The sequence below is a fragment of the Lysinibacillus mangiferihumi genome, assembly GCF_003049665.1.
GTDB lineage: Bacteria > Bacillota > Bacilli > Bacillales_A > Planococcaceae > Lysinibacillus > Lysinibacillus mangiferihumi.
Genome location: NZ_PYWM01000002.1, coordinates 92,702 through 104,581, shown reverse-complemented (window position 1 = coordinate 104,581; position 11,880 = coordinate 92,702). Strand labels below are relative to the sequence as shown.

The following is an 11,880-nucleotide window of genomic DNA, read 5'->3' as shown; positions in this document are numbered from 1 at the left end:
GAAGCAGCAGTAAATGCTTTACACGAATGCAATATCGCAGACAGTCAAATCCATTACGAATTTTTCGGTCCCGCACTACAATTAAATACAAAGTAACAATGGACTAGCCCTGTATGCGCAGTGCTAGTTTTTTCTATTGCTTAAGTCATAAGCTATATTAGCGTTCCTCCATTATTATATGAATTGTATCCTTAATGTTATTTTGTTGACATAGAACTGTAATATTAGCGTGTTAATATCATTATTGTACCAAGTAATACGTTTTAATGTTTTTAGGAGGATACATATCATGAAAAAGAATAAACGAAATAAGTGGGGGATGAAATTAGCAGTATTAGCGTTAAGCTCTTCTGTACTTTTTTCAACAATTGACACAGCATCTGCTGCAACATATACAGTGAAATCTGGGGATTCCCTATGGAAAATTGCCAGTCAAAACGGCATTTCTTATCAAACATTGATGAGATGGAATAACTTAACTTCTTCAAATATTCGTGTTGGACAAAAATTAACGCTGAATAGCACGCCTGCAAAAGCTCCAGCAACCCCGAGCGCACCAAAAAGCCTTGTTCAAGTTGCCAAAAAGCAATTGGGTGTAAAGTATACATTTGGTGGTAGCAAACCGAGTACAGGATTTGATTGCTCGGGTTACATTACTTATGTTTATAATAATGCTGGTATTGCGACAAGCCGCAAATCAGCAGCAGGCTTTTATTATGCTGCAAAAAAAATAACATCACCACAAGTTGGGGATTTAGTATTTTTCGCAAATACTTATAAAGCAGGCATTTCACATGCAGGTATTTATATTGGCAATAACCAAATGATTAATGCCAGTGATGGCGGTGTTAGCATTGCTAACATTCACAGCTCCTACTGGAAGAAACATTTTGTAGGTTATGGACGCTTATCATGATTTATAAAACAGTTAGGCATGCCCTAACTGTTTATCTTTTTTTATAGCATTCAGGCTAATCCCAAAATAAAATCGCCCTTTACAATCGTAATGGGCAATTTCTAGGTTTATCAGCATTGACAAATATGTTACGTGTGTGCTACTTTCTTGGCTTTTAATTTTGCTAAGCGAAGCAAATAGATAATAAAGACAATACCAAGTACTGCTGCTGCTGTAAAATAGATAGAAGCGTACCCTACTTGCACCGCGACCATACCTAAAATATAGGATCCAAGGGCAATACCAAGATCGAACATTGTAAAATATGTTGCTGTTGCATAGCCACTACGAGTATGGGCGGTTGATTGAACTGCTAGTGCTTGCAAGCTTGTCGTCACAGCACCGTAACCAAAGCCAATAAAAATGGCCGAAACTAAAAATAGTGCTGCTCCTGAAACATTAGCAAGGAGGATTAGTCCAATTGCGAAAGAAATAATACCGGGGATAATAACAAACTGCGGTCCTTTCGTATCATAAAGCTTGCCAGTATAAGGTCGTGTAATTAACATAGCGGCTGCAAACACAGCATAAAAAAGACTTGCCACAGCCATTAAATCTTTTTGCTGTGCGTATACTGACAAAAATGATAACACACTTGCATAAGAAAACGCGACCATACTTGCAATGGCAGCTACTGGCAATGCTTTCCGTTCAAATAAATCATCAAACTTAAATGTCAATTTCCCCGTATGTTCAGGCTTGGGTAAATCCTCTGTATCAACTGTTACAGCTAGTATACCCCCTACTAAAATACAGATACTCATAACGATAAACAAAACATTAAAACTACTATATTGAATCAGGAGTAAACCGATAAAAGGACCAATAACTACCGCCAAATTTGTGGACATTGTAAAATAGCCTAGCCCTGCTCCTTTACGGCTTGCCGGCACAATATCAGCCGCTAAAGAACCGGCTGCTGTCGTAATAATACTAAAGAAAATCCCTTGCACAAAGCGCAAAGTTAATAAAAGGCCAAATGGATGAATAAATAAATATAAAATGGTACATAAAAAATAGCCTACAATTGCGATAACTAATAGCTTTTTCTTACCGAACACGTCTAATAACTTACCAGAAAACGGGCGTACTATAATGGCAGATAACAAGAACCCCGATAGTAATAATCCCGCTTCTTTATCAGTTTGGTGCAGTTCACCAATCGCATATAATGGTAAAGTTGTGACTAGACCATAAAAAACAAAAAATACCGCTATATTTGTTAAAAATAAACTAATGAACCGCTTCGTCCATATTTGTGTGTTTTCCTCTTGTTGCATATCAATCAACCTTTCATTTTTTGCAATAGATTTATAAATTGTAACTGTTCTTCTTCAGTCAGGGAACCAACCATTTCTGCTTCAAATGCTAATATTGTTTTTGTAATGATCGGTAAACGTTCTTTCGCCATGGCTGATAATGTCACAATTTTTTCGCGCTTATCTTCTCCTTCAACTCTTTCCACCCAGCCTAAATCTTCAAGCCGTGATATAGCTCTTGTTATACTTGGCGCCTCGACATTTAAATACTTCCAAATTTGTGTCAAAGTCATTGAACCGTGCTTATGTAAACAATATAAAATGGTCCATTGCGAACTATACAACTGATGTTGTTTTAAAACCTCATTTAAACAATTCGTTAAATAACGACTTTTTTGAAATAATGCATGAAAAATCGGATTCATTGTATCTCCCCCTTATTTATTTACCTAGCTAAATAAATACTATACGCCTCATTTTTTATGTTGTAAAGGAAGATATTTATACTGGCGTTGCGCATGCATTTAATGGCGTTTTTCTTATAGTTTGTGGCGATTCTCACGAGTTTAGTGGCGATTTCTTTTAGTTTTGTGGCGATTCTCACGAGTTTAGTGGCGATTTCTTTTAGTTTTGTGGCGATTCTCACGAGTTTAGTGGCGATATATCTGTTTTATCCCCGCTTCGTCAGTAAAAAAGATGCAAACGGTCGAGCGTCCGGCATATGGGCATAGAAGCAAATAAACGTCATGCGTGGCCAGATTTACCTGGATTAATGCGTGAGTTTATCAAAAAAATAGAAGCATAAGGAAGAAGAGGATACCTCATTTGGTATCCTCTATTTAGACGTTTCCTGAAGCTCGATATCAACTACTTGCTGTGTTTTGGTCGTATATTTTATTGTTACATAAACACCAAATTCTTTGTCACCCTCTTGTAACCAAAGTTTAAATTTTTCAATCGTTGCACCTTCTTTTATTTCACTGCCTTCATGCAAATAGTCAATAATTTTTGAATTAGGATAGGATGACTGTGTTTTTTCAATCGCAAGCTTGCCCCATTTTGCATAAGCAGGCGTTTGTTGTTGAGCATTGGCATCTGGCATTTGTTGTGGAAGCGCCAATACTGTCATCATAATCCCAAGTGCTGCAAGTATTTTTCGCATGTTGTAAGCCCCTTTCTTTTTTATAGAATGTGCAACATCCTCAGAATCATTATGCCTTAAGCAAAAATAAAGAAAATCGTCTCGTTAAAATGTATGTATTTGTTTAGCCTTGCTGAAACTAAAAAATGCTCCAAATAGTAACTTGGAGCATTCCACTTAAATTACTTAACGACTTTTTTTGCTTGGTTGTTGGGGATTATTATGAATAACTTGATTAAATTCGGCTGAATATTCTTCCCGATCATTTCTTTTATGTGTATCTTCTTTCTTTTTCTTTTTGAAGCTTGTTTTACTTTTCTTTGCCATTGCTAACGCCCCCACTTTAGTTCTTTTTATTGGATTGTTGGTTTTTATCATGGTTCGTTTTATTGTTTTTGTTTTTCGCTTTAGCATCAAATTCCGCACTGAATTCTTCGTTTAAATTATCATTTGGGTTGTTGTTGTTACTATTACTATAATCAAGGTCTTTACTTTTATACGTTCCAAAAGGATTATGTGTTCTTTTATTCATTGTTTTATTGTTATTTTTATTATTTCTATTTCCCACAGATTTTCACCTCCTCCTTGTAATGTGCGCACGCGTGAAGGTTTTATGCTATGGTGAAAACTTCAATGGAAAAATTCCAACTACTGCAAGACTGACCATACTGACAAATTGGAATAAACAATCTAGCAAACTTCATATATTATAAGAAGATATACTACATAATACTTTCACTGTACGTCATAACTTAAATCACAAAAGGAGACATACCATGTCAAGTTCTCTATCATCCGCTAAATTAAATGTGCCTTATAGTACGACCGAAACAATTGAAAGACCTAGATTATATGATTTCTTTCGTGAAAATGACCAGAAAAGGATTACAATACTTCGCGCGCCAGCAGGCTACGGCAAAACAACACTTTTAAGTCAATGGCTTATCCATTTTCAACAACCAATTGCTTGGGTCGCGATAGACCAAGCAGATAATGATCCAATCAGATATTGGACTTTTGTCTTTCAGGCAGTAGCGAAAGCCTGTGAAACCGATGTCGATAAAGTGCTCGCACCACTATTACAAGGGCAAGATGTTTCCACTTTCGATTTTCTGATGGAGTCGTTTATCCATGAACTAAATACGGCTAAAAAAAGCTTTCATCTTGTAATGGACGATTACCATTTAATAGAAAACGAAACAATTCACCGCACGATGATTAAACTAATCGAACAACTACCATCTTATGTTCACATATATTTGACTACTCGAACAGCTCTTCCATTACCAATTGGGATATGGCGAGTAAAACAATGGATACATGAATGTAATACCGAACATTTACGCTTTACTTACCAAGAAACAAAGCAGTTTTTTTCCTTAAAAAATTCAATCTCATTAAACGAACAACAATTACAAACAATACAAAATAAAACAGAAGGATGGATCGCAGGATTACTATTAACGAGTCTAACTAATTTTAATGAAGTACAACCATTTATTTCTAATTTTTTGTGGCAAGGCATTATTCATAAACTCCCAAAAACAATACAAAATTTTCTGTTGAGAACCTCTTTTTTACATGAATTAGAGCCTGCTATATGTGACCAATTAATAGAGGGGACGAATAGTGCAGAACTATTAGCTTATTTAGAAGAAAATGGCTTGTTCACAGTTTGTCTTCAATCATCAAAACTTGTTTTCCGCTATCACCATTTATTTGCTGAAGCATTACAAGAGGAACTGATGAAGCAATATACCGAACAAGAAATAAAGTCCCTTGTCGAAAAAACGGTTCAATTAATTTATGGAAAAGGTGATTACACTTCCGCGATTGAATTAGCATTAAAACATCAGCTGTATGAGCAAGCCCAACAATGGATTTCTCATCATCTTGTTCAACTTTTTTTATCAGGTCAAACTGCAACTTTCATGCGCTGGTTACAACAGCTAAGAGACAATCAACAAACAGTCCGTTATGAAATGCTTATTTTGGGCTATGAACGTGCAATTTCAACATTAGAAATGACAACTGCTACCTCCATAATGGAAGAGCTTGAACAGCGTCAACACAGTGATCAATGGATGGAACAAAAAGAAAATATAGCTATCGCGAATATTTACGAACGAACCAAAGCATATGCCTTAGTTGCCTCGGGTGGGAAATTACAAACGGTGAAAGAAATATTAGAAAGACAGCTCACTACACAACAAGCTCCTTGTCGTTGGGATAAAGTACGAATGCCCTACAACAATTTTGAATATAAACTTTCGCGCACAAATTTAGCTTCAAAAGGCAAATTACCCGCAATGGATGAAGTTCCAAAAATTACACAGCTATTTCGGGATACAAATTTTAAAACATTATATGTGACCGCCTATATATCTGGCATTGCTGCTGAGGTGTACTATGAGAGAAATTTACTAGAAGATGCGCAAAAGGAGCTTGATATTGCAATCCAATTAACTCAACAACAGCCAGATCCTAACTTATTTGTTCCTATGTATTTGCTAAAGGCTAATATTTACACGCATCAACAGCAAACCAATACAGCGCGCGCTATGCTGACACAATTGTTAGAAGATGCTGTTGAAAAACATTGGCGAAATACTATCCAAATTATGATTGCTTTTTGTTACATTATAGAGGGTGATGACGAGCGTGCAGAGTCTATCCTACAGGCTACAAAAACGAAACAGCCATTTTGGATGCTAGTGTATGCTAGGTTATTATTATTAAAGAAACAACCAAATGATGCATTATCTATCGTTGTACAAGTTAAAACAAAAGCACAACAAGACGAGCAAGTTGGGACAATTATTGAAGCAACCATTCTTGAAGCCGTTTGCCAACTTCGTTTAGACAACCATGATATTGCTTTAGATACTTTACACGAAGCGCTACAATTGGCAGCAAAGTTTTACTACGTACGAACCCTTTTAGACGAAAAAGAAATACTGCCCCTTCTCAACCAGTATTTTCAATTAGAGTCCTTAACATCTAAATGGAATCCTGTCCCTAAAAGTTATTTTGACTATTTACAAAAAAATTGTACAGTGAAGAAGGAACCGAATGATTTACTTACCCCGCGCGAACAAGAACTCTTCGATTTATTAACAAAAGGGCTGAGCAATCAAGAAATAGCCAAACAACTGCATTTATCTAATGGTACAGTTCGCGTTTATTTATCTACTATTTATAGTAAGCTAGGTGTCAATTCAAGAGCGAAAGTAATTGCACTTAAAAACCAACGATAGCCATTCATAAAAAAAATGTACATCACTAAAATCGTTAGGGATGTACATTTTTATTTGTCCTTTAGACAATTGTATATTCAGTTATGTTAAGTAAGGCACCGACTGCACCGGAAAAACCGTGGTCATTGATAAAAACAGGTGTATGCTTTTTCGTGCGTGTATAATTAGCAATGACTTGTGCAAGATGTTCATTATAACTTAAGGTAGAGCCAATATACACAATATGTTGTGCATTTTTTTCCTCGGCATATTGAATACTAAGCGTCGTAATAACCTCACCAACGAGGCCTTGAACAGTCGCAATAATATCCTCAGCAGGCTGTTTCAATTCCTCAGTAATACTGACTTTACCAAAATTACTTGCCGTTAAATGCCCGTCAATAGGTGTATCCATACCTTGATAAATATCTTTGACAAGCAAGTCTACACCTTCACGATTACCCTTTGTAGCCATCTCTCGGATTTCATTGTAATCTGTAATTCCTGTTGTAAGCGCTGACAATCCAATCAAGGTTCCACCGCCAACGCCTGTCCCTCCTACACGTATATGGGTGTTCCCCTCCATATAATGGATTGAAGTTCCTGTACCGATATTGGTAATCATACTACGCTCGAAGAAGTATCCTTCTTTATTTAGTAAAAAACGAACTCCCTTCAATGTAGCTTCAAACTCTACTATATAATGAATCGATTTCATTGTTTTGATGACATCAAGTAATTGTTCTGTACGCCCCCCCGTAACACCAATATCCTCAATATCTGGATTATTTCGAATCCACTCCATTACAGACTGCAAATCATTAGACGGAAAAGTTGTTAAAATAAGCTCATTGTGCTCGTCTAAATAAGCAACCTTCGTCAATGTGCCACCTGCATCAATACCTATAGCCTTTGGCATACCATTCTCCTTTAACTTTATTCAGCAGAAATTTTTCTACCTAAATAGATGGTTAGTTGAATATGAATACTAGTTTACTCTTTTATTCAGCGTGTGTCTAAACGCTAACTAATAAAAGTTCATGCCTCCGGCGATTGTCACGGATTTCAAAAGGAGTTTTTTGTGTATGCACAATTCAAAATCCTGACGCACTTTATTTTGCGCGAAAGCGAAAGGTCAGCGATCATTACGCCGAGGCATAATTGAATATTCGCTCTCCCTAAACTTTACCGCTGTTGAAATGATTGTGCAATAACTTGGCAAACTTTCATGTAAAATAACATGAAAAAAAGCACGTTAAATAGATAAATTAAACAAATTATTGAAATTTATGTAAAAAAGAGCCACTGTCAAAACAGTGAACTCTTTTTGAAATCGTATGAATTCTAACAAGCAAACATAATTATTGTGCAGAATATCCGCCATCAATTACTAGTTCGCCACCTGTAATATAAGAAGCTTCATCAGATGCTAAAAATAAAATAGCATTGGCAACTTCTTCTGGTTGTCCAAGACGACCCATTGGAGTAGCACGAACTAACATATCCATTGCTTCTTTGAATTGACCGATGTTCGCAGTCATTGGTGTTTCAATTACACCTGGGAATACTGTGTTTACACGAATATTAGATTTTCCTAATTCAGCAGCCGCAGCACGTGCGATGGCGCGTAAAGAACCTTTTGATGCTGTATATGAATTTAAGCCAGAACCGATAATAGCTGTGTATGAAGATGTATTAACGATTGAGCCTTTACCTGCCTCTTTCATGTATTTAGAAACGTGTTTAATTCCTAAAAACGGACCGAATGAGTTAATTTTGTGCATAATGGCCCAATCTTGGTCTGTAATATCTTGTGGAGATTTTTGTGAAGAAATACCAGCATTGTTGATCAAAATATCAATTCGACCGTATTTTTCAATAACTGCTTTTGTAAATGTAGCCCAGTTTTCATCAGATGAAACATCTAATTTCATACCTTCTACATTTTCTAATTCAGAAATTTTAGCTAGATTTTCTTCGTTAATATCCGCAGCAATAACGATTGCGCCCTCTTTAGTGAATAATTCTGCCATTGAAGCACCCATACCTGATGCGCCACCTGTAATAATTGCAATTTTGTTGTCTAAACGACCCATAAATAAAAACTTCCTCTCTGTTCTATTTCGCCTAAGCGTCTTAAGCGCTGTAACGTATCTTTTTATACCAACAGTCACCAAGTACTTTAAAACTATTACCGATATTCAAATGCTGTATAGCTTTAAATAGTTTACTATTAAACTTTATCACATATTTGAAGTGTTTTCAAAGATTATGACCAGAATTTAAACAATCTGTTTTATCTTTCTCCTGTTTTGCGATACGATATAGATACAGGCTTGACCATTTGAACGGAGGAATACAAGTGAAAGATCAAAAAACACTTTATAAAGAAGCGATGCATGTTTTAAAAGAAACGAGTCGCACATTTTATATACCTATTACTTTTTTAAAAAATGATTTAAAAATGTCTGTTGCCGCTGCTTATTTAGCGATGCGTGCCATTGACGAAATTGAAGACCATGAAAAGCTATCGAATGATGTGAAGTTTGATTTACTTTCAGCAATAAGTGAATTATTAAAAAATGAATTCGATGCTGAAGCATATCAAACCTTAGTAGCTCCATATGCTGATCAACTGCCGGAAGTTTCCCTTCGCCTAGCAGATTGGTTAACATTTTGTCCAGATGGCTCTCGAAAAATTGTCCAAGCTTCTACAAGTGAAATGGCCTATGGTATGGCAAAATGGGCAAAAGCCAACTGGCAAGTGCATACACGTGAAGATTTGGATGACTATACATACTATGTGGCAGGTCTCGTTGGAACGATGCTGTCAGAGTTATGGGCGTGGGGTGCAGGCATTCAAACAGATCGTGATTTAGCGATTGGCTATGGTCGCGGACTTCAAGCCGTCAATATTTTACGTAACCAGCATGAAGATTTAGATGAGCGTGGTGTAAGCTTCGTGCCGGACGGTTGGACACGAGAAGATTTATTTGCCTATGCAGAGGAAAACTTAGCCAAAGCAGACCTTTATATGGAGGCTATTAATAAGCGTACCATTCTATTGTTCTGCCGACTCCCACTTGCGCTAGCGCACAAAACATTAAAAGCGATGCAAGAAGGTCGTGAAAAAATGACACGCGCTGAAGTGGAGCAAACAGTAGAAGAAGTGCAAGTAGATTAGAGGTGCCTGACACCCAAACAATTCAAACAATTCACTTCAATTTATAAAAATGCATAGGCCCTTGTCTTAAGTAAGCTTAAGACAAGGGCTTTGCTTTTATATTTCGCTGATGAATCGACTAATCAGCTCATAGCTCAAGTATAGCGAAAGTACAGATAATAATGTAAATACAATCTTTTCTACTTTTCCACCTGTTCTTGTTGTTAGTGGAAAATGAACCGACATGTTGAATGGAAAGAAAAGCTTCACTCCCTGTTTCGTCCCCATATCCAGTATAATGTGACTCGACATCCCTATTAAAAGTCCCGCAACAATCGACGGATATGGAATAATTGTCTGTAACAATAGCGCGACAAGAACCACAAACAATAAACTATGTGTAAAAGAGCGATGTCCAAATAGCTTGTTTACCATTTTTGAAATAAGAGGAAAGGTTCTCCCGATTTTACTTCCTCCGTGGCAAATATCTGGAAGTAATGCACCTATTACACCCGCTCCTACTAATACAAATGGATTATCATTCGAAATTTGTGCAAAAGCAAGGCTAGCTGTGATGCCTCCAATAATATGTGTATTTCCTTGCATGATATCTACCTCACTTTTTATGTATTAAACGTGTTACTTTTCTACTGTACCATATTCCTCATTAAAATAGAACATACATTCCAAACATACGTTTTTATTTTACAACGTTCTATCTTTTTAAAAATTTATTACACGAACATCAAAATATCAGAAATAATTCAGTAACTTAGTGTATATCTAGTATGTCGAGAGAGAAAAATGATTACTGGAGGTTACTATGAAATCGTATAAAGGAATGCTATTTATTTTAATAACAATGTGTGGCAGCGGCTTACTATGGTATTTTGCCACTCCGATTGAAACGATACATGTGTTAAATAAGCTTAGTCACATCGTCGGCGGATTGGCGATTACTGGATTTTTTCTAGTATTTTTATTAGCAACACGAGTGAAAATTCTTGAAAAATGGTTTCACGGCTTAGACTATGTTTATATGTACCATAAATATTTGGCGATTTTGTCATTAGGGTTGGTCATTCTACACAGTCAATTACAGGATTTGGTCCCTCATGGAGACCTAGCTATTGAAACGCCGCTGAGTGAATTTGCAAAAGAACTTGGAGAGCTGGCGCAAAATGGCTTTATCGGACTTATAGTGATAGCATTATTTGCTAAATTTCTAAAATATGAGCATTGGCGCTATATCCACCGCCTATTGCTAATTCCTTATGCATTAGGTCTTTACCATGCATACTTCTCAAGTAGATATGATTTATTTCAACCGACACCTTTAGGGATATTTACGGCCATTACTGCTATTGTCGGGACTATGTCCGCTCTGTACATGCTGACAATGTATCAGGACATGCGCTTTAAACATACGGGTAAAGTTTCGGGCATTCGAAAATTAGGTGACAGTGCTGTTGAATTAGAATTAACTTTAGATCGCAAACTGAGTTATCAAAATGGCCAATATATCTTTTTAAAAATTTTCCAAACGGGGCTAGAAAAAGCGCCACATCCCTTCTCTATTTCAGGTGGAGATGGGCAAAAAATATATGTAACGATTAAAGCACTTGGAGATTTTACTAAAAAGGTCAACGCACTGATACAATTAGATTCAAAAGTAGCCGTTGAAGGCCCCTATGGTCATCTAGACTTTGACAAAGGTTATCAGCAGCAAATTTGGATAGCTGGCGGTGTAGGTATTACACCTTTTTTATCGTATTTACAATCTAATCCTACCGATCGAGACATTGAATTATTTTATACTTACCGTGGGCACAACGATGCGATTCACAAAGATCTTTTGCAAAAATATGCAGAAAACAATAAACATTTCAAAGTGAATTTTATTGATACGACTACTATGGACAGGCTGACATTTGATGATGTTTCAGTGCCAGCCCATACGAGTATCTTTATGTGTGGGCCTGAAAAAATGGTAAAACGTTTTACAAAACAGTTTAAACAATCTAGCGCTAACGATATCGATATCAACTTTGAAGCTTTTAAATTTAAATAATAGCCTTATTTCCAAATAAAAGAGGCTTACATCCCATAGAAGAGATGTAAGCCTC

At 36.4% G+C, this 11,880-nt stretch carries 12 protein-coding genes; 4 read left to right on the top strand and 8 right to left on the bottom strand.

The window, feature by feature from the left end; all coding sequences use genetic code 11:
• Window positions 1-289 precede the first annotated feature (289 nt).
• Window positions 290-916, top strand: coding sequence for a C40 family peptidase (locus C9J37_RS02505; RefSeq protein WP_107894105.1), 627 nt, complete (start codon window positions 290-292; stop codon window positions 914-916).
• 128 nt (window positions 917-1,044) lie between these two features.
• Here the strand turns inward: C9J37_RS02505 and C9J37_RS02500 are convergent, their stop codons facing one another.
• From C9J37_RS02500 to C9J37_RS02485, 5 genes are all read right to left on the bottom strand, one after another.
• Window positions 1,045-2,235 (bottom strand): MFS transporter, encoded by a 1,191-nt coding sequence (locus tag C9J37_RS02500; protein WP_107894104.1) that lies wholly within the window; start codon window positions 2,233-2,235, stop codon window positions 1,045-1,047.
• A gap of 5 nt (window positions 2,236-2,240) precedes the next feature.
• A complete protein-coding gene (locus tag C9J37_RS02495; protein ID WP_107894103.1) occupies window positions 2,241-2,639 on the bottom strand; it encodes a MarR family winged helix-turn-helix transcriptional regulator in 399 nt (132 codons plus the stop codon).
• 410 nt (window positions 2,640-3,049) lie between these two features.
• On the bottom strand, window positions 3,050-3,376 hold the full coding sequence (locus C9J37_RS02490; protein ID WP_107894102.1) for a DUF3889 domain-containing protein: 327 nt from the start codon (window positions 3,374-3,376) through the stop codon (window positions 3,050-3,052).
• A gap of 165 nt (window positions 3,377-3,541) precedes the next feature.
• Complete coding sequence (locus C9J37_RS28150; RefSeq protein WP_162832722.1) at window positions 3,542-3,682, bottom strand: hypothetical protein; 141 nt, start codon at window positions 3,680-3,682, stop codon at window positions 3,542-3,544.
• A 16-nt stretch (window positions 3,683-3,698) separates the two neighbouring features.
• Window positions 3,699-3,923: a hypothetical protein gene (locus tag C9J37_RS02485; protein WP_107894101.1), complete on the bottom strand. Its 225-nt coding sequence runs from the start codon at window positions 3,921-3,923 to the stop codon at window positions 3,699-3,701.
• Between the two features lie 208 nt (window positions 3,924-4,131).
• Here C9J37_RS02485 and C9J37_RS02480 point away from each other — a divergent pair, with 208 nt between their 5' ends.
• Complete coding sequence (locus C9J37_RS02480; protein WP_107894100.1) at window positions 4,132-6,612, top strand: winged helix-turn-helix domain-containing protein; 2,481 nt, start codon at window positions 4,132-4,134, stop codon at window positions 6,610-6,612.
• Between the two features lie 61 nt (window positions 6,613-6,673).
• Here C9J37_RS02480 and coaW read toward each other — a convergent pair whose 3' ends face one another.
• Window positions 6,674-7,510, bottom strand: a complete 837-nt coding sequence (coaW, locus tag C9J37_RS02475) for a type II pantothenate kinase (RefSeq protein ID WP_024363421.1) — start codon at window positions 7,508-7,510, stop codon at window positions 6,674-6,676.
• Between the two features lie 442 nt (window positions 7,511-7,952).
• Window positions 7,953-8,687, bottom strand: coding sequence for an SDR family NAD(P)-dependent oxidoreductase (locus C9J37_RS02470; RefSeq protein ID WP_107894099.1), 735 nt, complete (start codon window positions 8,685-8,687; stop codon window positions 7,953-7,955).
• A 266-nt stretch (window positions 8,688-8,953) separates the two neighbouring features.
• Here C9J37_RS02470 and C9J37_RS02465 point away from each other — a divergent pair, with 266 nt between their 5' ends.
• Complete coding sequence (locus tag C9J37_RS02465; protein ID WP_201262120.1) at window positions 8,954-9,775, top strand: squalene/phytoene synthase family protein; 822 nt, start codon at window positions 8,954-8,956, stop codon at window positions 9,773-9,775.
• Window positions 9,776-9,871: 96 nt separating this feature from the next.
• Here the strand turns inward: C9J37_RS02465 and C9J37_RS02460 are convergent, their stop codons facing one another.
• Window positions 9,872-10,360 (bottom strand): metal-dependent hydrolase, encoded by a 489-nt coding sequence (locus C9J37_RS02460; RefSeq protein WP_107894098.1) that lies wholly within the window; start codon window positions 10,358-10,360, stop codon window positions 9,872-9,874.
• A gap of 217 nt (window positions 10,361-10,577) precedes the next feature.
• On the opposite strand from C9J37_RS02460, the gene C9J37_RS02455 reads away from it, so the two are divergent.
• On the top strand, window positions 10,578-11,825 hold the full coding sequence (locus C9J37_RS02455; RefSeq protein ID WP_107894097.1) for a ferredoxin reductase family protein: 1,248 nt from the start codon (window positions 10,578-10,580) through the stop codon (window positions 11,823-11,825).
• Window positions 11,826-11,880 lie beyond the last annotated feature (55 nt).